The sequence below is a fragment of the Acinetobacter sp. LUNF3 genome (assembly GCF_022699605.1).
Taxonomy (GTDB): Bacteria; Pseudomonadota; Gammaproteobacteria; order Pseudomonadales; family Moraxellaceae; genus Acinetobacter; species Acinetobacter johnsonii.
Map to the genome: position 1 here is coordinate 3,019,856 of NZ_CP093968.1, position 25,336 is coordinate 3,045,191.

Consider the following 25,336-nt stretch of genomic DNA (forward strand, 5'->3'; position numbering starts at 1 on the left):
TTACTCAAATTTTAAAAGTTATTTCGAACCTTTAATCCCTGCTTGAAGTAACAATGCACCTAAACCACCAATTTTATTTTCTTGAGGTTTAGCCGTTTGCAGCTTCTTGTTTGTTTGAGCACGCTCGCCTTGCGGACGTGCTTGTTGTGGACGTTTACCTTGTGGTTTACGTTCACTACGCTCTGTATTTTCACGACGTGGTTGACGCGGAGCTTTAGCCGCTTCAGCACCTTCAGGGCGCATCGACAAATTCACACGATTACGCTCAGCATCTACTGTGAGTACACGTACTTGCACAATTTGCCCCGGCTTCACCACTTTATGCGGATCTGCAACAAATTCATTGGCCAACTCTGAAATATGAACTAAACCGTCTTGGTGTACACCAACATCCACAAAAGCACCGAAGTTCGTCACATTGGTCACGACACCTTCAAGCTGCATGCCTTCAGTCAGTTGAGCAACTTCCGTAATGTCTTCACGGAATTTTGCTGTACGGAACTCTGGACGCGGATCACGACCTGGTTTTTCCAGTTCAGACAGTACATCTTGAATAGTTGGTAAACCAAATTTCTCATCTGCAAATTCTTCAGCATTCACTTGGCGAATGATTTCAGAGTTACCAATGATATCTTTCACTGTCGTCGCTTTCGCTTCAACAATTTTACCGACCAACGCATAAGACTCTGGGTGAACAGCAGAAGCATCCAGTGGCTCTGAACCATCTTGAATACGTAAGAAACCTGCCGCTTGTTCAAAAGTACGCTCGCCTAAACGTGGCACTTTCTTCAAATCTTGGCGGTTGTCAAAACGACCATTTTCTTTGCGGAAATCGACAATTTGCTGTGCAATCGACTTATTCAAACCTGCGATATAACCCAAAATAGCAGATGATGCAGTATTAACATCCACCCCCACCGAGTTCACACAGTCTTCAACCACCGCTTCAAGCGTTTTTGCCAAACCAGTTTGGTTCACATCATGTTGGTACTGACCTACACCAATCGATTTTGGATCGATTTTCACCAGTTCAGCCAATGGGTCTTGTAAACGACGTGCAATCGACACTGCACCACGAATCGACACATCTAACTCTGGTAACTCCGCAGAAGCCAATTCAGATGCTGAATAAACCGATGCACCCGCTTCTGATACAGAAACACGGGTCAATTTAAGATCGCTATTCGCAGCCATCATTTCAGCCACAACGCTTTCTGTTTCACGGCTGGCTGTACCATTGCCAATGGCAATCAGGTCAACATTGAACTCGCGACATAAACGCGCCAGTTCTGCAATTGAACCCGCTTTATCATCTTTAGGTGCAAATGGATAAACCGTGCTATGTGCAAGTACATCACCTGATGCATTCACCACAGCCAATTTCACCCCTGTACGGATGCCAGGGTCTACACCCAATGTTGTACGTGCGCCCGCAGGTGCAGATAACAACAAATGACGTAAGTTTTCAGCAAAAACATCCATGGCTTCAGACTCAGCTGCAAGACGTTTTTCAGTGAGCAACGAATGTTCGATGCTTGGACGAACCTTACCTAACCAGAACAATTTAGCCGTTTGTTTTAAATAGTCTTGACGTGCTTGCGGCTGTGCAGTTTCAAGGCTGTATTCTGTTTCAATACGCGCCAATGGTGCATCATCTTCACCATCAACCTTTAAACCCAAAACGTTTTCTTGACGACCACGTAACATAGCCAATAAACGGTGTGACGGGACTTTATTTAAATTTTCAGAAAAGTCGAAGTAATCGCGGAATTTTTTGCCAACTTCTTTTTTCTCATCACTTGCCACTAAACTTTTTAAAGTGGCCGTTTTTGCAAACGTAGCCTTAAGTTCAGTGGTCAGTGCAATGTTCTGCGCCCAGTCATCAATTAAAATATGTTGAATCGCATCCAGCTGACTTTCTAGATCTGGATAATCTTCATGGCTAAAGCTCGCCAATGCTTCAGCTGGATCAACCGCTTCTGCAAAGATTTTTTCTGCAATCGGGCCTAAGCCTGCTTCTTTGGCTTTAAATGATTTACTGGTCCGTTTTGGACGGTACGGTGCGTAAATTTCTTCTAAGGCATTTTTAGTTTCAGCAGCATTTACACGTGCCAATAAATCATCAGACAATTTGTCTTGTTCTTTTAATGATTCGATTACCTTGTCGCGACGTTCAAATAAGTCACGTAAATAAGCCAAACGTGTATCGAGCTGACGTAACTGTGCATCATCTAAGCCTTGCGTGACTTCTTTACGGTAACGCGCAATAAATGGAACGCTAGCACCTTCATCAATCAACTTGATGGCAGCCTCGATTTGATTTGGACGTACGGCAATTTCTTTTGCCAACTGCTGAACTAAGTCAGTCATCGTATGTGATCCCACAAGGATATGTACTAAAAGCCATGATTATAAAGACCAAGACTATAAAATCCACAACTGTTTTTATTAATTTAATGGCTTAAATGTGACATATTTCAGGCAAATTTCATAAATCCATCTCATTTTCAGTGTTAAATCTTATTTTTAGGCATTCTTTGCCATTTTTTTCTATGGGCTAAGATGTATACATTTGGTATCTATGTCTTGATTTTACCTGCAATATTTGTTGCTTTAGAGCATAGTAAAGACATACAAATGAGTCGTATACTCAAGACTATCCCGACTTTTGTTTACGATGACAATAAAGAATAAAGGAGCACTTCAATGAGTTTAGTTGTACCTGCTGAAAAAACAGATGCTGTACATAGCGATGCAGATCGCGTTGAACGCATTTTAGTGGTAGATGACGATGTGCGTTTACGTACGCTACTTCAACGCTTTTTAGAAGATAAAGGCTTTGTGGTAAAAACAGCGCATGACGCAACCCAAATGGATCGTCTCTTACAACGTGAACTTTTTTCACTGATTGTGCTCGACTTCATGCTTCCTGTTGAAGATGGCTTAAGCATCTGTCGTCGTCTACGCCAATCCAATATCGATACGCCTATTATTATGCTCACCGCACGTGGCAGTGACTCAGACCGTATTGCAGGTCTAGAAGCGGGTGCAGATGACTATTTACCGAAACCATTTAATCCAAATGAGTTGTTAGCACGTATTCGCGCCGTACTGCGTCGCCAAGTGCGTGAAGTTCCAGGTGCACCAAGCCAACAAATGGAAGTGGTCAGCTTTGGGCCATGGTCACTTGATTTATCAACGCGCACTCTAACGCGTGAAGGTCAAGTCGTAACCCTAACTACAGGTGAGTTTGCGGTCCTCAAAGCCTTGGTACAACATCCGCGTGAACCTTTGACTCGCGACAAATTGATGAACCTTGCGCGTGGCCGTGAATGGGGCGCAATGGAACGTTCGATTGATGTTCAAGTATCGCGCCTACGTCGTCTTGTAGAAGAAAATCCTGCTCGCGCACGTTATATCCAAACGGTTTGGGGTGTGGGTTATGTGTTCGTTCCAGATGGCGCGGAATAATTCAAAACTAAAAAATACGGCTTCGGTCTTTTTAAGCTGAGTAGCAATAATCAGCACGACGGAGTCCTAAAATTAAGCTCAACTTTATCGATTAACCTGCGGTTCGCCTTACTTTTGTTTCGACAAAAGTAAGCAAAACCATTGTCATCTGCAAAACTCGGCATATTTCTGCATTTCAACATCATGCTCGCAGAAACTTTATAACACCCAGACCTCATGCCTCGAACAATTGCAGATGACTTTTCGCGTATCGCATACCTGTCACCATTGAACTATGTCTCTTACATAGAAACAGGAAATCACGTGAAACTCGAACCCATCGACCCTCAAAAATTTACAGATTACGAAGCGTATTCAGAACGGAAACGCACGCGTTGGGAACGCTTTTTAGATAAAATCAAGCCGCGTTCTGCTGCCATGCGCACCACCGTACTGGTACTCTTCATTGTATTTTTCAGTTTATTTATGTCTTTGTGGTTCTTTTGGCGCACCTTATATCTTCCAGAAATTCAACAACATGCTCGTTACCTTGCTGTTGAAATAGAAATTCTCAACAACCCCGATTTACGGATTTATCATCAAAATACTGAAGTCGATGTCGATGACTGGCTAAGAAGCCGCGTCGGGATTGAATACGTCACCGATCCCAAAGAATATCCCAATGTTAAAGATAAGGTGATTGCCGAGTTCTTTACCAACCAAATTGAAGCTAAGCTGGCCAAAGAATTAAAAGTCGAACATGCCACAGTATATTTCCAATTTAAACCTAGCCCGCGCATCTGGATTCAAACGCCTGAAATGAACGGCAACTGGGTACGGGAACCACTAAAAACCTATGCCAACTACAGCCCTGAGTTAATTTTCGGTTGGCTGCTTGGCGTACCCCTTATTGCAGCAGCCATTATTTTAACCTTGGTTCGTCAGCTCAATCGCCCGCTGCGTCGTCTGCAAAATGCTGCCAACAGTTATAGTAAAACAGGCACAGCGCCGTATTTAGAGACCAATCACGGCCCCCAAGAAATTCGTGAGGTCAACCAAGCGTTTAATCACATGATCTACACCCTAGATCAGACTGAACGTGACCGCCGGATTATGTTGGCGGGGATTTCACATGACTTACGCACCCCACTGACCCGTATTCGACTCAGTGCAGAAATGATGCCCGATGATGATTTTTTAAAAGAAGGACTGATTTATGACGTTGAAGATATGGATGCGATCTTAAATCAGTTCATTTCCTATATGCGTGACGGCTCGGATGAGGAAATCCAAGACACCGATTTAAATATGTTGTTACAAGAATTGGTGGTGCAATTCAAACCGCTAGATATTCGTTTTGAACCCGCTGAATTACCGATTATTCAGGCACGTAGTCTGTCTCTTAAACGCCTGATTGGTAACTTGATTAATAATTCAAAACGCTACGGTGCTGAGCCGATTGAACTTTCCGCAACAGTGGAAAATGAACATATTTTAATTAGCGTAGCAGACCATGGTGAAGGTATTCCTGATGATCAAATTGAAGAACTCATGCAACCTTTTGTGCGTGGCAATGAAGCCAGAACAGTTCAAGGCAGTGGTTTAGGTCTCGCCATTGTAAAGCGCATTGTTGACATTCACCAAGGTCAACTCAGCATTCATAATCGGGAACAAGGCGGACTTGAAGCAATTATTTCGCTGCCTCTTCATCACAATCAAGATGTTGAAATTTCCAGCAGCAACCCACTCGAAAAATTAAAGCAAACCTTGGTTGAGCATTTCTAAACTTTGTACAATAGTTGATCAAACGATTTTGTTCAACTATTCAACAATTTAATTTTACCAAATATATTTCAAACACTTACAAATCATCAGAATCCCTTATACCCACATTTTTTCAAAAAATTAGACCTTAGCCTAACAGGTATGCACAATGTCGTTCTTGATCGGTACAATCGGTGCCAGATCCAGAATATTAACGAGAGTAAACCATGTCTTTAGATCGTATCCGTTTAGCTTCACTTCACGATAAAGTCATCAGTGCAGAAGAAGCGTCTGCTTTTATTGAAGATGGCATGACTGTAGGTATGAGTGGCTTCACTCGTGCTGGCGAAGCGAAAGCTGTACCCTTGGCATTGGTTAAACGTGCACACACAAATCCTTTAAAAATCACATTAATTACTGGTGCTTCTTTAGGTAATGACCTAGACAAGCAATTGACTGAAGCGGGTGTATTGGCACGTCGTTTACCGTTCCAAGTGGACAACACTTTACGTAAAGCCATCAACAATGGCGAAGTGATGTTCATTGACCAACACTTGTCTGAAACTGTTGAGCAAATGCGTAATCTTCAGTTGAAAAAGCCAGATGTAGCGATCATTGAAGCGGTTGCAATTACTGAAGATGGCGGCATCATTCCAACAACGTCGGTAGGTAACTCTGCAAGCTTCGCAATTTTCGCAGAAAAAGTGATTGTTGAAATCAACACCAACTTAAGCCCTGCATTTGAAGGCTTACACGATATTTACATCCCAACTTACCGTCCAACACGTCAACCGATTCCATTGACTCAAGTGGATGAGCGTATTGGTACGCACGCGATCAATATCGATCCTGCAAAAATCGTCGGTATCGTCATCAACAACGACTTGCACGACTCTCCATCAACGGTAACTGCGCCAGATGATGAAACTCAAGGCATTGCAGACCACTTAATCGCATTCTTTGAAAAAGAAGTAGCTGAAGAGCGTCTACCGAAAAACTTAGGTCCACTACAAGCAGGGATTGGCTCAATTGCCAATGCTGTACTCACAGGCCTTAAAGATTCGAACTTCGAAGACCTCGTGATGTACTCAGAAGTGTTGCAAGACTGTACTTTCGAATTGATTGATGCAGGTAAAATGAAGTTTGCTTCAGGTTCATCAATTACCCTTTCTGCAAAATACGGCGAGAAAGTATTTAATAACCTTGAAGCGTACAAAGATAAATTGGTTTTACGTCCGCAAGAAATTTCGAACCACCCTGAATTGGTTCGTCGTTTAGGTATTATCGGCATCAACACAGCGCTTGAGTTTGATATTTACGGTAACGTGAACTCAACTCACGTTTGCGGTACGAAAATGATGAACGGTATTGGTGGTTCAGGTGACTTCGCACGTAATGCACACTTGGCAATCTTCGTAACCAAATCAATTGCAAAAGGTGGCGACATTTCTTCAATCGTACCGTTTGCGTCGCACATCGACCATGCTGAACATGATGTTGACATCCTGGTAACAGAACAAGGTTTGGCTGACCTGCGTGGTTTAGCACCGCGTGAACGTGCTCGTGCGATTATCGACAACTGTGCACACCCACTGTATCGTGATGCATTAAATGACTACTTCGATCGCTCATGTGCAAAAGGTGGTCATACGCCTCACCTTCTTCGTGAAGCGTTGTCTTGGCATTCTAACTTTGAAGAAACAGGTCACATGCTTCCTGTTCAAGCAGAAGCGAAATCTGCTTAATTTAAAGTTTAAAAAAAAGCGCCCTCTTGGGCGTTTTTTTATGTCTGATGAAAAGTGTAATAAAACACTTATCAAAATAAAAAAACTCAATTAATCTAAAGGCATCCAAAAAATAAAAATGCCAAGCTCATGTTCATTATTCGCCCCTATCTCGAAACAGATTTAGAAGATGTCATTGCACTTTGGGAGGTATGCGACCTCACTCGCCCTTGGAACAACCCTGAAATTGATATTTTTAGAAAAACCGCACAAAAAGATGGTTTATTTTTATTGGCGGTTAAAGATGAACAACTCATCGCCACGTTGATGGGTGGTTATGATGGTCATCGCGGCTGGATTAATTATTTGGCGGTACATCCACACTTTCAACGCAATGGGGTCGCAACCGCACTCATACAGCAGCTCGAGAAGCGCCTGATTGCGTTAGGTTGCCCCAAACTACAACTGCTTGTACGTAAAGAAAATATCGACGTGCAAAGCTTCTATGAGCAACTGGGTTATGAGGAAATCGAAGTCGTATGCTTTGGTAAACGTCTGATTGCCGATTAAGCTCAGACACTCAATGCGCCGATCCCGGTAGACGACCCAATCTTAAAAAAATTGGAAATTTAAGCTCAAAAACTTGGTTCGCGTGATCATCCAACGCAAAGAATGCTTTGAACTCATATAAGGGGTCATTTGAATTTTTCGCTCGATAATGTTTCAGTGCAGACCATGTATTTAAATAATCCAACAATTGAGCAGCAGACCATTGAAACGACATCGACAATTCAGGCGTCGCTATTTCCTCAAAGGGAAAAGGAATGGTTTGGTAGGCCTCGTCGATATAACGTCTTTCGGCATCCCAATAGCCTGTCAAAGTCTTAAAATAAAGTCGCTCAATACAGCCCTGTAACTCAGGTTGCTGCAGCTGAATTAAACCATAGCCAATGACCGCAAAAATGCCTTCAGGTCGTAAAGTCCGCCGCACTTCTGCATAAAAACCATCAAAATCAAACCAATGAATGGCTTGAGCCACCGTGATTAAATCAAAACTCTGCTCGGCAAAACTGGTGTGCTCTGCGGATTGGACCTGATAACTGACATTTTCAAAATAAGGTGCATGTTGTAACTGATGAGCACTGATATCTGTCGCCACCACGGCATCAAAATGCGGCGCCAACAATTGAGTCAATTGCCCCGACCCTGCGCCACAGTCCCATGCAAATTGAGGAGTCGCCACATGCTTGAGTATTTCTTGAATCAAACTTGCTGGATAACTTGGACGTGCGAGTTGATAAAGCTGACTTCCCGATGAAAAGCGGTCTTTCATAAGCCATTCTCAGTCTTATTTTTGACTCAAAATTAGCACATTTTCCATTAACTAAAGCATGATGTTGTTCAACATCTTATACAATCCTACTTTTCATGAGACAAAAAAAAGCCCCAAACATTGTTTGAGACTTTTTTGAATATGGTGGCGAGACCCAGGATCGAACTGGGGACACACGGATTTTCAATCCGTTGCTCTACCTACTGAGCTATCACGCCGATGCCGTGTATTAAGCCGTATCTCGGATGAATAGTCAATAAAAATCATCACTTTTTTATTTGATCGGATAAATTTCAGGCAAAAAAAATCCCTGATGGGATCAGGGATTGAAATCTTTAAATAAGATTTTGAATATGGTGGCGAGACCCAGGATCGAACTGGGGACACACGGATTTTCAATCCGTTGCTCTACCTACTGAGCTATCACGCCGATGTCGCGTATTAAACAGTTTAAGCGAAGCAGCGTCAAGTCTGTTTTCAAAAAAATCATTTGAGTGTTTACTTTTACAGCAAACCCAATACCCTTCGTACATTTTTTGAGTCATTCTTTGTACTTAGAGCGCGTCACCATGGCGATTCATGAAAAAAAATAGCCCAAAGACTGTTTTAAAAAAGCTTAAATTTTGCCAATGTGCTCTAAGCAACGGTGAATAGCACCACAGCCTGGCTCGAACACTTTGACACCGTTGGCTTCTTCCATACGACAGACTTCTTCAACCAGCCGCTCCGCAACCCCTCTTCCACGGTTTGCAGGATGTACCACGATGTATTCTAAGGTTTTATTTTCACCCTGCCCACTACACCAAATGGCGCCAATGACTTTAGTATTAAATTCTGCGGTGTAAAGTAAGGTATACTGAGCTAGATTTTGCTCAAGTTGTTCTACGGCATCATGCCCATCGCCAAATTCAGGACTGGTGTCGTACAGTCGCTCTAGCTGGCTGCGCAACTCTTCTTTTTCCAGTGAAGTATAAGCGTGTACGGTAATAGGCATTGATAAACCCTCCTGAGCAATCTAATATGCGGTGACTTCGTTACGGCGAAACATTTTACATCAATTATTTGACGTCTTTGAGGAACGTGTCTATGACAGAACGTATCAGTGAAGTGGTAAGAAATACCAACGAAACCAAAATTCGAGTTCGTGTAAACCTCGATGGTACGGGTCAAGGCACGCTCAACACAGGTATTCCCTTTTTAGATCATATGATTGATCAAATCAAGCGACATGGCTTATTTGATATTGATATTGAATGTGATGGCGACTTAGAAATTGATGATCACCACACGGTTGAAGACTGTGGTATCACGCTTGGGCAGGCTTTTGCCAAAGCTTTAGGTGACAAGAAAGGTTTACGTCGTTATGGTCATTTTTATGCACCGTTAGATGAATCTTTAAGCCGTGCTGTGGTGGACTTATCCGGCCGTCCGGGTTTGTTTATGGATATTCCATTTACCCGCGCCATGATTGGTCGTTTTGATGTGGATCTATTCTCTGAGTTTTTCCAAGGCTTTGTGAACCATGCGCTCATGACGGTACACATTGATAACCTGAAAGGGAAAAATAGCCACCACCAAATTGAAAGTGTGTTCAAAGCGTTTGCGCGTGCACTTCGTATGGCCTGTGAAATTGACCCACGTGCAACCAACACCATTGCTTCAACCAAAGGTAGTTTGTAATGACCCGTATTGCCCTTCTTGACTATGGTATGGGTAACCTACACTCAGCAGCAAAAGCGCTTGAGCATGTTGGTGCAACGGTCGATGTGACTAATGATCCCAAGTTAGTGGCCCAAGCTGATAAAATTGTGTTCCCTGGCGTAGGTGCTATGCGTGACTGTATGCAAGGCATGCATGAAGCAGGGATTGATGAAGTCGTTCGTCATGCAGCATTTAATAAGCCTGTATTAGCGATTTGTGTGGGTATGCAAGCGCTGATGCAACGCTCTGAAGAAAATGGCGGAGTCGATGCTCTCGGTATTTTTGAAGGCAGTGTGAAACGCTTTCCTGATGTAGACGGCTTGAAAGTACCCCATATGGGTTGGAACCAAGTTCATCAGGCTGATCCGAGTCATCCAATGTGGAAAGACATTGAGCAAGATGCACGTTTTTACTTCGTGCACAGCTTTTATGTTGAACCGAAGAACTCTGGTATTGTGGCGGCGACCTGTGACTACGGTTTAGAGTTCTGCACGGCAATTCATCAAGAAAACTTGTTTGCGACACAGTTTCACCCTGAAAAAAGTCATACCGCAGGTTTACAACTGCTGAAAAACTTTGTGGAATGGAAAATTTAATTTATTCCAGCTTCTTTTTGATTGAAAAAGCTCAACTTCGGTTGGGCTTTTCTCTTATTATCAACCAATAACAGTTTAGAAATGTACGACAAATGCTCCAATTCCAATTCTTTCCTCGCTCTTACCCAACAGCACCAAAACTTTTAGAGATTACTGAAGTCTTTAAACAGCACATTACTGGTATAAGTTCACAAACACATCAACTTTCCAGCAATGAAGTTCTTCTTACTATTGCAAATGGACTTGGAAAAATTGGATTCAAAGTTGAAAAAAGTAAATCTGCCGAAGATAAAATCCCCGTTCCAGTCCTATTCGGTTATAACAACCAAGCTTCTAAAAGTTTCTTAGCCGATGCCATTCACTTCGAGCAAAAAATCGTTATTGAAGTTGAAGCTGGACGTGCAGTCGTCAATAACCAGTTTTTAAAAGATATATTCCAAGCCAGTATGATGGTTAATATCGACTATCTAGTTTTAGCTGTACGAAATACTTACATGATTTTCAAAAGGTCTATCAATTTTTAGATACACTTTACACCTCACAGCGTATTATTCTTCCATTAAAAGGAATTCTAGTGATCGGGTACTAATTCAATGTTCTAATCTAATATTAATAGAAAGTTTTTGTTTTACAGCACACTACTACACACCAAATAATTACAATGCCTTTTCATTGTCACCAAATTTGATTATGATTTGCCTGCTTTTTAGACATTTTTATTTATAAAAAACTTAATTTACAACGATAAGGTAAGTCACTATGACTCAATATGCACAAGAATCTGCGCTGAATGCCGCAGGTCGTTTCGGACGTTTTTCATACCTAGCATGGAACTGTCTACTTGCCATTGTAGCTTCAATTATTCTTGGTATTTTCACCGCCATCTTTCCTAATACCTTCGTGAACTTGGAAACAGGCAACTTCGGTGGCGGCATGATTTTTATCGTCCTGATCTATGTTGCGCTGATGTACTTCACTTTTGTATTTACTATTCGTCGCCTACATGACCGCAACCATACGGGCTGGTTATCACTGTTAATGCTGGTGCCTCTTGCCAATGTGATCTTAATGCTATACCTGATTTTCGCACCAGGCGATGATCGTAACAACAGTTATGGTTCACCACGCCCCACTGCAGGCTGGGAAGCTGTTTTGGCATGGATTTACATCGTGATTTTCGTTTTAGCAATTATCGGCGGTATTGCGGCTGGTTTTATGTCCTAAAATCACCTGTGCAAAACAGCCTGCCTAGGTCGGCTGTTTTGCTAAATCAACCTAAAAGCTTTAGGCTTAAGCAACAATGGCATAGTCAAAGCATGATGGATTCTTCTTTTCAACACATCCTTCCCAGCAAAGTCGAAATTCAACAATTTCCTCGTTTTCAAAATTTGCCAAAACAAGCAATTCATGTCATTCAAAACTTAGAACAGTGTGAAGCAATCCGCACTGAACTGGAACAGGTTTCCATCTTCGGTTTTGACAGCGAGTCCAAACCGACCTTTCACGTGGGAGAAGTCTCCACGGGCCCGCATTTAATTCAACTGGCCAGCGTCGAGCGTGCTTATTTGTTTCAAATGAGTCCACCCATTTGGAGCTTCCTTGCACCATTTTTGGCGAATCCAGACCAGCTCAAAGTGGGCTTTGGTTTAAAAAATGATGCCCATCTGTTCCGTAAAAAAGGTTTTGAGCTCAAGGGGATTGTTGAGCTGTCAAAATGCTTTACCAGCTTTGGTTTGACCAACCCTGTTGGTATTAAAAATGCCATCGCCCTGCTGTTTCAACTCAACTTCCCCAAAAGCAAAAAAGTCAGCACTTCAAATTGGGCAAGGAAGATACTCACGCCTGAACAAGTTGACTATGCTGCTGCGGATGCCTATGCGGCGCTGTTGGTTTTTGAAGAATTGCGGCGTTTAGAGCGACCCCCAAAAGATATTTCCAAAGAATTAGAGAAAACAACAAAACCTTGTCGTCATGAAAAGCTGTAACAGATGCTTAGAAAATTGCCAATACTTTGCTAAGATGACGGACATTGATTTTATTTAAGATTTGGCTAGGAGCGAAAGCATGCTGATCATCCCTGCAATTGACCTGAAAGATGGCAAATGTGTTCGTTTAAAACAAGGTCGTATGGAAGACGATACGGTTTTTTCTGATGATCCTGTTGCAACTGCACAGCACTGGGTAAATGAAGGCGCGCGTCGCTTACATTTAGTCGATTTAAATGGTGCTTTCGCTGGTACGCCAATTCATAAACCTGTGGTTGAAGCCATTGCTCGTGCACAACCTGAACTGCCAATTCAAATTGGCGGTGGTATTCGCTCACTAGAAACCATCGAACACTACTTAGAAGCAGGTGTGTCTTTTGTCATTATTGGCACCAAGGCAGTTCAAAACCCTGAGTTTGTTGAAGAAGCTTGTAAGAAATTTGCAGGTCATATCATTGTCGGCATTGATGCCATGAATGGCATGGTGGCCACCGATGGGTGGGCCAATGTGACCGACGTGAAAGCAACCGATTTGGCCAAACGTTTTGCCGATGCGGGCGTATCGAGCATTGTCTATACCGACATTGCGCGTGACGGGATGATGCAAGGTGTGAACGTTGAGCAAACTGTTCAACTGGCACAATACTCTGGTCTACCTGTGATTGCATCAGGTGGTGTGACCAACCTTGATGACGTACGTAACCTCAAAGGTCAACCGGGTATTTTGGGTGCAATTACCGGTCGCGCGATTTACGAAGGCAGTTTAAACCTACGTGAAGCACAATTGCTGTTAGATGAACAATCACTCTAATTGTTGAATTTAAAAAAGAGGTCTTTTGACCTCTTTTTTATGCGCTAAATATCAGTTTTTAAGATCTGCTTCTTAATAAATTGCATTACGAATAAACTTTAACGGTACAGTTCCACGGTTGATATATTGGTATTCGATGGCACTGGAAAAAACAATCGACTCTCCTACACCCAAGACTTTCATCTCACCTGCCAAATCCAAAGTTAACTCCCCCTCCATCACATAGAGCATCTCACGCCAACCTTCTGGGTCAGGTTCTGCACTATAGTGTTCATTTGGGGCAAGTACCCATGTCCACAATTCAACTTTTTGTGTTGCTGCCGCCGAGGCCATTAATTTTGCTTCACTGTGTGCTTGTGTGCCTTGCCAAGCTAAAACATTGACCACCGCTTGCCCTTGCTGTTCAGGCGCGGCAATGATCTGTACAAAATCGACCTCAAGCACATCGGCAATCAAGCTCAGTTTTGCCAAACTAATATTGTCCTGTCCTGATTCAACCCCAGCCACCATGCGACGGCTTAAACCAGCCAAATCCGCCAGTTGTTGCTGGCTCAGGCCTTTTAAGCTTCGATAATGACGTACATTTTGACTAACGTGTTGTAGTACCGCATGAGACTTCATAGAGATAAATCAAAAAACATTGAGCAATATATTGCACATAAAAACAAAGCATGACAAGCTATGTGCAATATATTGCACATTAGTTCTTTTATGTTGAATACTCAGCTCGGTTCTAAAGCGCCTGTCATTGCGCTGATTCTAATTACCTTTATTTGGGGCGGTACCTTCTTGGCCGTGAAATATGCCTTAAATTTCAGCTCCCCCATGTTCTTTGTGGGCTGTCGTTTCGCCTGCGCTGCGACAATTATTGGCTTATTTTCCTATCAGCATTTAAAACACATCACCCGACAGGACTTATGGGCAGGTGCATTGATTGGCTGTATGGTCACTATTGGCTATGGCACACAAACAGTCGGACTACAAACAGTCAGTAGCAGTGAATCTGCCTTTTTAACTGCACTATATGTGCCTTTGGTACCTGTATTGATGTGGCTGATCTTTCGTAAAGTGCCCCATTTTATGATTTGGATTGGTGCGCTCTGTGCATTTATGGGCTTAGTCTTACTTACAGGCAATAGCCTGAATTCAATTTCACTGAATTTTGGCCAGACCTTAACTCTACTCGGTGCAATCGCTATAGCGATGGAAATTATCCTGATTGGTTATTTTGCCCCAAAAGTTGATATTGGTCGGGTGACGGTGATTCAACTGGCAGTTGCCTCTGTGCTCGCTTTTGCAGCCATGCCACTAGCAGGTGAACACCGTATTCCAGACTTTTCATGGCCTTTACTCAGTATTGCACTCAGCTTGGGGCTTGCTAGTGCCGTGATTCAATATGTAATGAATTGGGCACAGCGCTCAGTCAATCCATCTCAAGCAGCGATTATTTACGCAGGAGAGCCAGTATGGGCAGCACTATTTGGGCGCCTTGCAGGAGAACGCTTAGCACCACTGGCTTTGTTGGGCGGACTTTTGGTGGTGTTTGGCATTATGATCAGTGAATGGAAACCTCAACTGCTGAAGTCGAAAAAGAACGTCGAACAACTTTAGCCCATCTCCGAAACGCAAAAACTGCTGAATCGAGTGATCAATGGCCACCAATTCAGCAGTATGGTCAGGTGGTTAGAATGACACCATCTTGCCCGGATTAATCATTGCTCCGATTCCATACATGCTTTTGGCTATTGGAATGACCAACGGCGCCAGTGCACGACCAAAAGGAATGTTCTGATGTTGAATACGGGTCAACATATTAAAGTCATCACTTTCACCGCAGAAATCATCGGCAATGGCTTTACCAATACGCACCGTTTGCGCAACACCATGGCCACTCCACCCCTGAACAGCATAGATTGGGTATTGGCTACCAAATTTGCGACTATCCGCGGCGCCATTAACGGTTAAATCTGTCGTGCCACTCCACACAAAATCAAGCTGGACTTGCTCTAACTGAGGAAATACGTGTTGAATACGCCCTAGCAAATAGTCATGCGTTTGTTCAGGACTCCAACACGAACCCGTGCCTTCACCGCCAAATAACAATCGATTTTTAGAAACCCCGCGGTAGTAGTCAATTTGAAACTGGGTATCGTATACAGGCAGATCCGTCGGCAGCAGTTCTTTCAAATCCAATGCTAAAGGCGCAGTCGTACACACATAAGTATAAAAAGGAATGGTGGTTTGATTGCGTTCTTCTAAGAGTTTAAATGAGGCATGATGTACGCCCATCACCACACTTTTACGTGCTTTAATCACGCCTTGGGCTGTGGTCACATAAATACCATCTGTACGCTCCTGAATTGACTGTACTTCCGTCTGTTCATAAATCGTGCCACCGTTTTGGCAAAAGCCATAAGCCAAACCACGTGTCAAGGCTAAAGGATGAATATGTCCCCCGAGCTGATCCAACTGACCTCCAAAATAGTTGTCGGATTGCACATGCTCACGTAATTCGTCTTGGGTCAACATTGAGGTATTTTTTTCATCTAAATACTGACGTGCTTTCATCCCTTCATGCAGTGCATCTAAATGTCCTGGGTGTACTGCGGCCGTCAAGTGTCTACGTTTACGTTGCACATCTAAGCCATATTTTTCAGTGATGCTATCAATCAAAGCCATCGCTTCCGTTGAGGTAAAGTGCCATAACTTTTTAGCCTCTTCAAAGCTGAAGTGCTCAATCATGGTTTCGGCTTCCCAACGTGCCAACCCCGGTGTGAGTTGCCCACCATTGCGCCCTGAGGCAGCACTGCCCACTCGGTTTTTTTCAACCAAGACCGTATCCACACCCTGCTCCGACAAATGCAGTGCAGCCGATACTCCGAGTAAGCCACCGCCTATCACGACCACGTCACATTCGATATCCGCATTTAAAGGCTCAAACTCATGCCATGCTTGTAACGAGCTTTCGTAGTAATTGGCTGGATGACTAAATGCAGCACGCTGCGGGTTCAACCAATTCCACTCTTTACCACTTTGTGCCGCAGAACAGGCTTTGTATTCAACGTCATCTAAAAATGTCGGTTTATTCATATTCATTTCATTCACACTCAATATCTATCTCATTTTCATGCAGGTTTTAATATGCATTTCCAATCGCAATGTTTTGTCTTTTCAATTTCTTATAAATAAATAGACCAATGCCTATCGCCAACCAAGAGCAACCAAAAATTAGCGCATTTCGTTCTAAATTGACCCAAAGGCAAAGCATCACCAATACAGATAACAAGGGAAGAATCAAATTGAGGCATTTGTTTTTAATGCCTTGGGTTTGTTTTTCCAATAGATAGAACTTCACAAAAACCGAGAAATTCACCGCCGTAAAGGCAATCAAAGCACCGAAGCTAATCATGCTGACCACAGTCGCAAGATCTAGAAAAATGGCCGATAGCGAAATCAGGCCAATACTTAAGACGGCATAAAGTGGCGTACCTAATTTTGCATGGAGCTGCCCAAAGGTTGCTTTGGGGAAAATGCCATCCTTCGCCATAATATGAATTAGGCGTGAAGCGCTGGCATGAGTGGCTAAACCTGAAGCGAAGGTATTCATGATTTGGGCACATAAAAATACGGCTTGGAAAAGTGCTCCCCCCACATAGAGGACAATTTCAGGTAAGGCTTCGTCAGGGTTGTTAAAACGCACATTGCTTGGAAAATACAGCTGGATAAACCATGAGGCACTAATAAAAATTCCGCCCCCGAGCAACGTGGTAAGCAGCACGGCACGTGGAATATTCTTTTGGGGATCTTTGGTTTCATGGGACATGGTCGTGACCGCATCAAAACCCAAAAATGAAAAACATAAAATCGATGCACCCGCAATCAAAGGCAAAACAGAACTGTCTCCATTAAATAGCGGGGCTAAAGTCAGTACATGATTATAACCTTGTTCAGAACCCACGCCTTGAATGACTAGATAGATAAATAAAACCATCAGCAGTAAGGGTAAAAGTACAAACAACAGACTTAAATTCGCCAAAATATTGATTCGGAAACAGTTAATCAGCGTAACCAAACCCGTGAATAGAACTACCCATAGCCAATACGGCACACTCGGGATCACAGCTTCTAAGTAAATACTTGCCAGTAAGGCATTCACCAAAGGCAACAAAATATAATCTAGCAGTGAACACCAGCCGACAAAAAAGCCGGCTTTGGCTCCACACGACTGTGCCGTGTAGTTATAGGCAGAACCTGAGTCACCACTGATTCGGCTAAAACGTGCATAACTAAATGCGGTCAGTAACATTGCAACCAACGCCAAAATATAAGCCAATGGCACACGCCCATCAGTGATCCCAGACACAATCCCAAAGGTATCAAACACGACCATCGGGGTCATATAGGCCACACCAATAATGACCACTTGCCATAGTGACATTTTCTTTAAAGAAAAATCTGCATTTTTCACCGAAATCACCATCTTTCATTTTTTAATCTAGTGATTTTGGTTTTTGCAACAACTATGCCATATAATAACAGCTTCGCTATTTTAAAAATATTGAATTAAATGCCAAAGTACGATTTAGAAACTCGAAAAGCAGCGATTCAACGCTATAAACTCACGGATTATAAGGTTGCCGTTTGCAAGGAATTTAACATCTCTCGTGTGACCTTAGACGCATGGATTAAGCTCGAAGAGGAAACAGGTAGCTTGTCTCCAAAAGCAGCGAAAAATCGTGGAGCACCTAGCCATATTAAAGACTGGAATGAATTTCAAGTATTTGTTAAAAATACAAAATTTCAGAATATTAGCTATTTAGTTCCACTTTTTGAACAACACTTTGGCTATTCGGTTTCTTATGCAGTTTTGGTTCGCGCCATCCATGTTTTGGGGCTAAAACGTCGTCGCGGAAGATTCTACGCTTAGTCAAAAAAGGCTATTTTTTAATAATATTCTCTACGCATTTATTCATATAAATAAATGTACATTAATGTAAGGTTAATTTATTAAAAATGTAAATTATAATTATTAAAAAAGTAATTAACTATCAATAAAAATGTAAGTTATAAATATTAAAAAAGTAAATTTATTAATATAAAAAAGTAAAGATTGAAATTCAATTTAGTAAGGTACTTTTTAAAAGCCTGCGCAAAAATAGACATACTGCTGCATCAGCTTGGTTCATCTCGGTGCATAAATATCATCCCAAAAGATACAGACCTAAAAAAAGGGCATACAGCCCTTTTTAAATCCCATCACTTGTTATTGATACATCGGTTGATTGTCATTTAAACGAATAATGCCTTTAATGGCACGATACACAATCCACACCCATGACAACCCAATCACAGACACGCAGAATGTTGAAGCACCGAGTGCGACACCTGCGAAAGCGGTGGCATTTTCACCCGTAAAGAATAAGAAAATAAATGGCACAAAGGCGATCACGTTCCAAATCAAATACCACCAAAAGGTGCGAATCTGCCAAGTAAAATGGCTCTCAAAAATGGAACCTCGCACAGAGCCACGCTTCACATAATTAATCACTAAAGCAATGATGGCTAAAATCCCTGCGGAAAAAATCGCAACGATATACAAAATATAAAGAATAAAAGTCAGACTACGATTCGGATCTTGATCGACTGAATAATTCATATTGTCCCTCATGAAGTGGGCTTGAACTTTAAATAGGCAAACTATTGAAAGGAGAAATAAGCCATAAAATTAAAAGAATATTGAATAGAATTGTACAAAAGTAAATCTTTCTAAACGGTTGTTTTTGTGTTTTATGTCGTAGCTTTTGCTGCGCTAACCATGCTGCAGGCCATCCCCCTAAAAATGAAAGGAGATGTAATGTATTTTCAGGTACACGGCGCTGCCCATTTTGTGCAGCCTCTTTGTCTTGTGCATAGAACCAATAACTGGCCGCATTCATCACACTAATCAACAGCAGCACCAATCCACTCAAACGCCCCAGCAATACCAATAGCGCCAAAAACACGATGTATGCCACCGACGCAATTTGCATTGGACTCCAACGTTGACCCTGTTCGGTCTTTTTCGGGGAGACTTTTTGGGTACGGCTCTTTTGGGTTTGTGATGCTTTTAAATAACTGACTTGCTGTGCGCGATAACGCCCTTGCGCATCCACAAGCACGTTGTATTCCAACGCACAGCCTAAAATAGGACGAGGACCTTGCCGTGCAAAGTCCTTGATATGTAAAAACACGCGATCTTTGCTGTCATCGTTGGGCTGAATAAAGCCATAGCCTTTTTCATCAAACCATTCAACGAGTCGTCCTTGGTCACGCATTTTTCTTTCCTATTTAAGCAGTTACAAACTTTAAGCGGTCAATCACCATATTACGCATTTCGGCAGGATTTTTCTGCAAAATGTCATCCCCAGTACGGCCTTGTTCTGCATTTTTTTGTGCCACTTGTAAACGCATCATCCAAAAACGCGCAGCGGCCATTGCAAGATACAACTCTAGGCAAGATTTTTCATCAGTCGTCAAAGGACGAATGCTTTCATAGGCGTTTAAAAATGCGATGGCCTTGTCTTCATTTAAATGCACACTTGGATATTCGGTACAGAAATCATTCAGGGTAATCGCAATATCAAACAAGAACTCATCTTTATTCAGTTCATAAAAGTCTAAAATGCCTTTGAGCTGATTGCCCTCAAACAAAGTGTTGTCACGAAATAAATCCGAGTGGATAAAGCCCTTTGGACGATTCGGATAAACCGCCGATAATGCGTCATATAACCCCAATAACTTATTGAGTAGTGCTTGATCCGCTTTACTTAAAGTTGGTTTCATCTGTAAGGCTACAGCAAGCCAGTAGTCATGGTCACGGTATTCTGCACGCTCCAATGGAAAATCTTGCAGTGCGACATGCATTTGCGCTTGCGCAATTGCAATCGCCTCGGCTTGTTCAAGGGTCGCAGGCATGGGATGCTTGCCCATCATCCGTGGGGCAATTTGCGCAGGCTTCTCTTTTAAACTATGAATGGCTTTGCCTGAGTGACTTAAAGGTACAGGAACCGCTAAACCAGCCTGACCTAAATGCTCAAGTACAGGAACTAACTCGCCTGCGCCCTGTTCATCCATTTCTTCAAATACAGTCAATACATACTGCACAGCATTTTCACACACAATAAAATAGTTCGTATTTTGAATACCGCCTTGAATTGGGATCAGATCGATTACCTCAAGTCCATAAGGTGCTGCAAACGCCTGAACTTCCTGTAAAGTCAAAGTGGTATAAACCGACATATAAAACCTGCAAAAAAACTTACATAAGTTTGATAGAATACCCGCTCCGACTATTAAGGTGTAGCATCTAAGTCGCGAAGTTTCATAATCGGCTGTTATTTTTGGAAAAAATTATGCTAGCTAAACGTATTATTCCTTGCCTCGACGTGGACAACGGTCGTGTAGTGAAAGGTGTTCAATTCCTTGATATTCGTGATGCAGGTGACCCAGTAGAAGTAGCACGTCGATATAACGAACAAGGTGCTGATGAAATTACCTTCTTAGACATTACCGCAACTTCGAATGGTCGCGACACGACTTATCGTACGGTTGAACGTATGGCTGAAACGGTTTTTGTTCCCTTAACGGTCGGTGGTGGCGTTCGCAAGGTTGAAGACATTCGCCTCTTACTCAATGCTGGCGCGGACAAAGTGAGCATTAACTCAGCAGCGGTGTTTAACCCAGAATTTGTACAAGAAGCATCGCAACGCTTTGGCGCACAGTGTATTGTGGTTGCCATTGACGCGAAAAAAACGGGCGAAAATAAATGGGAAATTTTTACCCATGGCGGCCGTAAACCAACGGGTATTGATGCAATTGAATGGTCCGTGAAAATGGCCGACTTTGGTGCAGGTGAACTGCTGATTACTTCGATGGATGCCGATGGCACCAAAGCAGGTTATGACCTTGAGCTGATGCGTCAAATCAATGACCGCGTCAATATTCCGACCATCGCATCAGGTGGCGTAGGCAATTTACAACATTTGGCTGACGGAATTTTGAAAGGCGGTGCAGATGCGGTACTGGCTGCTTCAATTTTCCATTTTGGTCAACACACCATTCCAGAAGCTAAGCAATATTTGGCTGAGCAAGGGATTGAAATGCGTCTTTAAACGCGAGTATTACTCAAAAAACCAACCTCTCAAAATCATCGTTTGAGAGGTTTTTTATTCACTCAACATTTCCTCAGGCAAAAAAATACCTTGCCTAAGCAAGGTATGGAAACTGCGTTTATACAACGCTAGAGGGTAAACGTGAATTTTGTCATTTTGAAAATTCTGTGCATTTCAAATGCTTGAATCAAAATAGCTATAAAATGAACAAAAATATTGACATTAAAAACAGATTTTATTGACAATTCACGACATGGACGACTGAAGTATTGTCGTGATTCGTCAAAATTTTGGTGCTTTATTGTCACACTTCGCATTTTTCACTAAGCAACTGATTCTTGTTGCTCCGCATCGGCTACAGGTGGTGTCACTAACTTTGGTTTTTGCTCAACCCACTTCGCAGGGAAAACCGATTCAATCGCTTGAGTCAGCGCTTTGGAAAGTGGCGCAGGTAGAGGTAAACCGAGTGGATTGGCTTCTTTTAAATCAGCAGATGAAACCACGCGTGTGCCCATGACATAATCAAACCATGGACGGGTCACACACCAATTCGCATCTTGATTTGAGTTCATGTGATGATCATAATGCCAGGGAATACGTTTTTTTGCCCATTCTGGCTCTAAATGAGAACGGCGATGCACATAATAATAATTACCTGCACAATACCAGAATGACAGCGCCATCCCTTTGGAGAATGGATAGGCTGCCGCACTCAACACGGTTGCAACCACAGCCAATGACATAATTTCATTACGTGTACGCCAACTGTCTAGACCTTCCACATAACAATCATCAGAAAAGTCTTGTTTACGGACTTCACGATGATGTGCCCAATGCGATTCCATCTGTTTTGGCGTTGGACTGAAACGTGGCTTGCCTTTACGGTGTACCCCATGCAATAGATATTTATGAGCAAACCATTCATATGCATTTACAACTGCCAAACCTGCAACAAAACCCTTCAACATGGTTTTCTCCAAATGTTTCCTTATTTTTTTAAAGATATAAATTTTTGTAGGCGAAGTATTGACGATACGATATATTTATATTGACAAAACACGACAGAATAAGGAGTAGACAGGATGTCCCAACTCAAGAACTATACAGGCTCTGTTTATGGCGGATTAGGGCATTTATTAAAGGCTTATTGCGAAACAAAAAATATTGAAATTCCTGAGCAATTACAACAAGTCCAAAATCTTGAACGTTTTGATTACGTCATTTGGCGTGACTTACTTGAAGATCTTAATCGTTTAAATCCCAAGACAGGTTTAGGCTTAGAAATTGCAGAGCACGTACAACCTAAACATTTAGGAATTATTGCTTATCTCGCACTGTCATGTGAAAACTTGGGCGAAGCATTGGCGCGTTATCATGATTTTCATCGCTTAATTTATGATGGTAGCCCTCTCGTCGTTGAATTTAACCCACCCTACGCATCAATCCGCTGGGAAGCTCCAGAACCCAACCCAACCCAATTAACAGATGAAATTGCAATTGCGCTGATGGTGCAATTCCATAAGTTATTTCTGTCAGGTGAAGATCTCAATCTACACGAAGTGCATTTTGTGAATACCGCACCGAAAAACATTATGGTTTATGAGCAGTATTTCCGTTGTAAAGTCCGTTTTGATCAGCCTAAAACTCAGCTACTTCTACCTGTTACCGAAGCCTTTAAGCCACTTCGAACAGGCGATCACACTTTACAGCAATTGTTGCTACAACAAGCTCAAGCTTTATTGGATAAGCTTCCCAATTCCACTCAACTCGATCAACGTCTACAACATGCAATTTTGACTGGATTACAAAAAAATCAATATCAAATCGATTTTATTGCAGAAAAATTAGGATTATCGGTAAGACAATTACAACGCCACTTACAACAGCAAAACACCACCTTTCAAGAACGTGTGCAACAAGTACGTTTTATGCTCGCAACGGAATATTTAAAAGATCCGCATTTGAGCCTACAAGAAATTGCCTTGCTACTTTGCTATTCGGAACAAAGTGCTTTTCAACGTGCATTTAAAATTTGGACTGGTTTAACTCCACAACAGTGGCGAAAGAACAATACCATTTATAGTTCTTAATCAAATTGATAAGGAAACGATGGTTTCTTAAAGCATTTTTTATAGAAATGGATTTTCGATTTCCTGTTCAGGTGGGCGCTGAATTTTCTCAGGGAGATTTTCCTGCTCCAGGGCTGTCACCACCTCATTCATAAAGGCCTGCAACTTTCTGGCAGCCTGTAAACCAACCTGATCTTTAGTGATCTGTAGGTTTCCATATAGACTGACACAATCGACCTGATTTTCCAGCGTCAGGTCATAGATTGCCGAAGACTCATTTCCATCCACAAAAGGCTTAAACATCTCGTTCCCTCATTGTTATTCTCTTTTCATCACAGTGAGCCAAACCCTGATAATTTTCAATAGGCCCTACATTATCTCAACAATTGTAAAAAATACTGCACTGTATGAGCATTACTTTAATTGTAAAGTTCGCTTCTCTCAAAGCCGGCCGATGATGATGATTCCCCTCAGCGAATTATCCATGCCCTTTCAGCAAGGTGATCAAACCCTGCAAAAACTGCTCTTACAGCAAGCCGAAGCCTTACTGGAAAAACTTCCCAACTCTACTCACATTGACCAGCGCTTACAGCATGCGATTTTAACCGGGCTACAAAAAAACCAATATCAAATTGAACATATTGCTCGGCAACTGAATTTTTCAGTCCGACAGCTGCAACGTTACTTACAACAACAAGGCACGACCTACCAACAGCGGATGCAAGAAGTCCGACGTATTTTGGCGGAGCAATACTTAAGAGATCCACATCTCAGCTTACAGGAAATTGCACTGTTGCTGAGTTACTCTGAACAAAGTGCTTTTCAACGTGCCTTTAAACACTGGACCCAAGTCACACCTCAGCAGTGGCGTATTCAGCATTTTCACTAAAATCTGACCTGTTTAATCCACGTCATCAGGATGTCATGCTTTTTTTGTTAAATTGATTGAAAAACGAGTATTTTCTCGTTAGATATAAAGTTCTATGCGAATAAAACATCAATAACTACAAAAAGCGCATTATGAATAAATATCTTGCTGAATTCATCGGAACGTTTTGGTTGGTCTTCGGAGGCTGTGGCAGTGCCATTTTTGCAGCAACTTTTCCCGAGTTGCGCATCGGCTTTCTTGGCGTTGCACTTGCCTTTGGTTTAACCGTTTTAACGGGTGCCTTTGCACTTGGACATATCTCTGGCGGTCACTTTAACCCTGCAGTCAGTGTCGGCTTATGGGTCGGTGGACGTTTTGATACCAAAGATCTGATCCCTATGTGGTCTCCCAAGTGGTCGGAGCAGTTTTAGCCGCTTGGGTGTTATACCTGATTGTCCAAGGACAAGCTGGTTTCGCCGGTACAGGAGGCTTTGCGACCAATGGTTATGCCGAACTGTCACCAGGAAAATACTCCTTAATCTCCGCTTTAATGATTGAAATTGTACTGACCGCAATGTTCTTAATCGTGATTATGGGCGCCACAGATAAGCGTGCGCCTGCTGGTTTCGCGCCGATTGCCATTGGTTTAGCTTTGACCTTGATTCACCTGATCAGTATTCCTGTGACCAACACCTCGGTTAAACCTGCACGAAGTACAGGTGTTGCAATATTTGCTGAAACAGCCGCTTTAAGCCAACTCTGGTTGTTCTGGGTTGCTCCGATTGTCGGTGCCATTATCGGCGCTATTATTTATAAAATTTTAGAAAAAGAGGATTAATTTTTTCTCTCCCCATTAATAACAAAGCCTACAATCTGTAGGGTTTG

The 25,336-nt window shown here is 42.4% G+C and carries 25 protein-coding genes, 2 tRNA genes and 2 pseudogenes; 16 read left to right on the plus strand and 13 right to left on the minus strand.

Annotated features, from left to right (window positions below; all coding sequences use genetic code 11):
* Positions 1–18: 18 nt before the first annotated feature.
* The gene (locus tag MN200_RS14770; protein ID WP_242759775.1) at positions 19–2,370 is read right to left on the minus strand and encodes a Tex family protein; all 2,352 of its coding nucleotides are present in this window, start codon (positions 2,368–2,370) and stop codon (positions 19–21) included.
* Positions 2,371–2,706: 336 nt separating this feature from the next.
* Here MN200_RS14770 and ompR point away from each other — a divergent pair, with 336 nt between their 5' ends.
* The 4 genes from ompR (at position 2,707) to MN200_RS14790 (ending at position 7,508) form a co-directional block, all read left to right on the plus strand.
* Positions 2,707–3,471 carry a two-component system response regulator OmpR gene (ompR, locus tag MN200_RS14775; RefSeq protein WP_004691545.1) on the plus strand — a complete coding sequence of 255 codons (765 nt, stop codon included), beginning with the start codon at positions 2,707–2,709 and terminating at the stop codon, positions 3,469–3,471.
* A 303-nt stretch (positions 3,472–3,774) separates the two neighbouring features.
* Positions 3,775–5,235 (plus strand): ATP-binding protein, encoded by a 1,461-nt coding sequence (locus MN200_RS14780; RefSeq protein ID WP_058870437.1) that lies wholly within the window; start codon positions 3,775–3,777, stop codon positions 5,233–5,235.
* Between the two features lie 206 nt (positions 5,236–5,441).
* On the plus strand, positions 5,442–6,959 hold the full coding sequence (locus MN200_RS14785; RefSeq protein WP_004978127.1) for an acetyl-CoA hydrolase/transferase family protein: 1,518 nt from the start codon (positions 5,442–5,444) through the stop codon (positions 6,957–6,959).
* Between the two features lie 129 nt (positions 6,960–7,088).
* Positions 7,089–7,508 (plus strand): GNAT family acetyltransferase, encoded by a 420-nt coding sequence (locus tag MN200_RS14790; RefSeq protein WP_004691549.1) that lies wholly within the window; start codon positions 7,089–7,091, stop codon positions 7,506–7,508.
* Between the two features lie 10 nt (positions 7,509–7,518).
* Here the strand turns inward: MN200_RS14790 and MN200_RS14795 are convergent, their stop codons facing one another.
* From MN200_RS14795 to MN200_RS14810, 4 genes are all read right to left on the minus strand, one after another.
* A complete protein-coding gene (locus tag MN200_RS14795; protein ID WP_058870438.1) occupies positions 7,519–8,271 on the minus strand; it encodes a class I SAM-dependent methyltransferase in 753 nt (250 codons plus the stop codon).
* Between the two features lie 142 nt (positions 8,272–8,413).
* Positions 8,414–8,489 (minus strand) — tRNA-Phe (locus MN200_RS14800).
* 136 nt (positions 8,490–8,625) lie between these two features.
* A tRNA-Phe gene (locus MN200_RS14805) sits at positions 8,626–8,701 on the minus strand.
* A gap of 186 nt (positions 8,702–8,887) precedes the next feature.
* On the minus strand, positions 8,888–9,265 hold the full coding sequence (locus MN200_RS14810; RefSeq protein WP_058870439.1) for a GNAT family N-acetyltransferase: 378 nt from the start codon (positions 9,263–9,265) through the stop codon (positions 8,888–8,890).
* 92 nt (positions 9,266–9,357) lie between these two features.
* On the opposite strand from MN200_RS14810, the gene hisB reads away from it, so the two are divergent.
* The 6 genes from hisB (at position 9,358) to hisA (ending at position 13,364) form a co-directional block, all read left to right on the plus strand.
* On the plus strand, positions 9,358–9,951 hold the full coding sequence (hisB, locus tag MN200_RS14815; protein WP_004691554.1) for an imidazoleglycerol-phosphate dehydratase HisB: 594 nt from the start codon (positions 9,358–9,360) through the stop codon (positions 9,949–9,951).
* On the plus strand, positions 9,951–10,568 hold the full coding sequence (hisH, locus tag MN200_RS14820) for an imidazole glycerol phosphate synthase subunit HisH (RefSeq protein WP_004691555.1): 618 nt from the start codon (positions 9,951–9,953) through the stop codon (positions 10,566–10,568). Before hisB ends, hisH begins: the two co-directional genes overlap by 1 nt.
* Positions 10,569–10,660: 92 nt before the next feature.
* Entirely contained in the window at positions 10,661–11,092 is a 432-nt protein-coding gene (locus MN200_RS14825; protein ID WP_201784309.1) for a hypothetical protein, read from the plus strand.
* A gap of 235 nt (positions 11,093–11,327) precedes the next feature.
* Positions 11,328–11,792, plus strand: a complete 465-nt coding sequence (locus MN200_RS14830; protein ID WP_058870440.1) for a DUF805 domain-containing protein — start codon at positions 11,328–11,330, stop codon at positions 11,790–11,792.
* 95 nt (positions 11,793–11,887) lie between these two features.
* Complete coding sequence (locus tag MN200_RS14835; RefSeq protein ID WP_058870448.1) at positions 11,888–12,553, plus strand: 3'-5' exonuclease; 666 nt, start codon at positions 11,888–11,890, stop codon at positions 12,551–12,553.
* A 79-nt stretch (positions 12,554–12,632) separates the two neighbouring features.
* Positions 12,633–13,364, plus strand: a complete 732-nt coding sequence (gene hisA, locus MN200_RS14840) for a 1-(5-phosphoribosyl)-5-[(5-phosphoribosylamino)methylideneamino]imidazole-4-carboxamide isomerase (protein ID WP_058870441.1) — start codon at positions 12,633–12,635, stop codon at positions 13,362–13,364.
* A gap of 72 nt (positions 13,365–13,436) precedes the next feature.
* On the opposite strand, the gene MN200_RS14845 is transcribed toward hisA, so the two are convergent.
* Positions 13,437–13,985 carry an XRE family transcriptional regulator gene (locus tag MN200_RS14845; protein ID WP_242759777.1) on the minus strand — a complete coding sequence of 183 codons (549 nt, stop codon included), beginning with the start codon at positions 13,983–13,985 and terminating at the stop codon, positions 13,437–13,439.
* 90 nt (positions 13,986–14,075) lie between these two features.
* On the opposite strand from MN200_RS14845, the gene MN200_RS14850 reads away from it, so the two are divergent.
* Complete coding sequence (locus tag MN200_RS14850; protein WP_242759778.1) at positions 14,076–14,975, plus strand: DMT family transporter; 900 nt, start codon at positions 14,076–14,078, stop codon at positions 14,973–14,975.
* A 72-nt stretch (positions 14,976–15,047) separates the two neighbouring features.
* Here the strand turns inward: MN200_RS14850 and MN200_RS14855 are convergent, their stop codons facing one another.
* Together MN200_RS14855 and MN200_RS14860 are read right to left on the minus strand one after the other, a co-directional pair.
* Positions 15,048–16,460 (minus strand): FAD-dependent oxidoreductase, encoded by a 1,413-nt coding sequence (locus MN200_RS14855; RefSeq protein WP_242760554.1) that lies wholly within the window; start codon positions 16,458–16,460, stop codon positions 15,048–15,050.
* A 40-nt stretch (positions 16,461–16,500) separates the two neighbouring features.
* The gene (locus MN200_RS14860; RefSeq protein ID WP_171253478.1) at positions 16,501–17,832 is read right to left on the minus strand and encodes an APC family permease; all 1,332 of its coding nucleotides are present in this window, start codon (positions 17,830–17,832) and stop codon (positions 16,501–16,503) included.
* Positions 17,833–17,931: 99 nt separating this feature from the next.
* On the opposite strand from MN200_RS14860, the gene MN200_RS14865 reads away from it, so the two are divergent.
* A complete protein-coding gene (locus tag MN200_RS14865) occupies positions 17,932–18,291 on the plus strand; it encodes a helix-turn-helix domain-containing protein (RefSeq protein WP_242759779.1) in 360 nt (119 codons plus the stop codon).
* 336 nt (positions 18,292–18,627) lie between these two features.
* Here MN200_RS14865 and MN200_RS14870 read toward each other — a convergent pair whose 3' ends face one another.
* From MN200_RS14870 to MN200_RS14880, 3 genes are read right to left on the minus strand one after another with little or no spacing between them, the layout of a single operon-like run.
* Complete coding sequence (locus tag MN200_RS14870; RefSeq protein WP_004691561.1) at positions 18,628–19,020, minus strand: hypothetical protein; 393 nt, start codon at positions 19,018–19,020, stop codon at positions 18,628–18,630.
* 28 nt (positions 19,021–19,048) lie between these two features.
* Positions 19,049–19,678 carry a DUF1294 domain-containing protein gene (locus MN200_RS14875; protein WP_005401391.1) on the minus strand — a complete coding sequence of 210 codons (630 nt, stop codon included), beginning with the start codon at positions 19,676–19,678 and terminating at the stop codon, positions 19,049–19,051.
* 13 nt (positions 19,679–19,691) lie between these two features.
* The gene (locus tag MN200_RS14880; protein WP_242759780.1) at positions 19,692–20,642 is read right to left on the minus strand and encodes a homoserine kinase; all 951 of its coding nucleotides are present in this window, start codon (positions 20,640–20,642) and stop codon (positions 19,692–19,694) included.
* Between the two features lie 110 nt (positions 20,643–20,752).
* Between MN200_RS14880 and hisF the strand changes: the two genes are divergently transcribed.
* The gene (gene hisF, locus MN200_RS14885; RefSeq protein ID WP_319823172.1) at positions 20,753–21,514 is read left to right on the plus strand and encodes an imidazole glycerol phosphate synthase subunit HisF; all 762 of its coding nucleotides are present in this window, start codon (positions 20,753–20,755) and stop codon (positions 21,512–21,514) included.
* Between the two features lie 323 nt (positions 21,515–21,837).
* Here hisF and MN200_RS14890 read toward each other — a convergent pair whose 3' ends face one another.
* Positions 21,838–22,482: a sterol desaturase family protein gene (locus MN200_RS14890; RefSeq protein ID WP_004797727.1), complete on the minus strand. Its 645-nt coding sequence runs from the start codon at positions 22,480–22,482 to the stop codon at positions 21,838–21,840.
* Between the two features lie 114 nt (positions 22,483–22,596).
* On the opposite strand from MN200_RS14890, the gene MN200_RS14895 reads away from it, so the two are divergent.
* Entirely contained in the window at positions 22,597–23,604 is a 1,008-nt protein-coding gene (locus MN200_RS14895) for an AraC family transcriptional regulator (protein WP_026443915.1), read from the plus strand.
* Between the two features lie 39 nt (positions 23,605–23,643).
* Here MN200_RS14895 and MN200_RS14900 read toward each other — a convergent pair whose 3' ends face one another.
* Positions 23,644–23,886, minus strand: a complete 243-nt coding sequence (locus MN200_RS14900) for a hypothetical protein (RefSeq protein ID WP_005156717.1) — start codon at positions 23,884–23,886, stop codon at positions 23,644–23,646.
* Between the two features lie 88 nt (positions 23,887–23,974).
* Here MN200_RS14900 and MN200_RS14905 point away from each other — a divergent pair.
* A pseudogene (locus tag MN200_RS14905) lies at positions 23,975–24,472 on the plus strand (AraC family transcriptional regulator); the annotation flags it as partial.
* A 131-nt stretch (positions 24,473–24,603) separates the two neighbouring features.
* Positions 24,604–25,289: pseudogene (gene aqpZ, locus MN200_RS14910) on the plus strand (aquaporin Z).
* Positions 25,290–25,336: the final 47 nt, after the last annotated feature.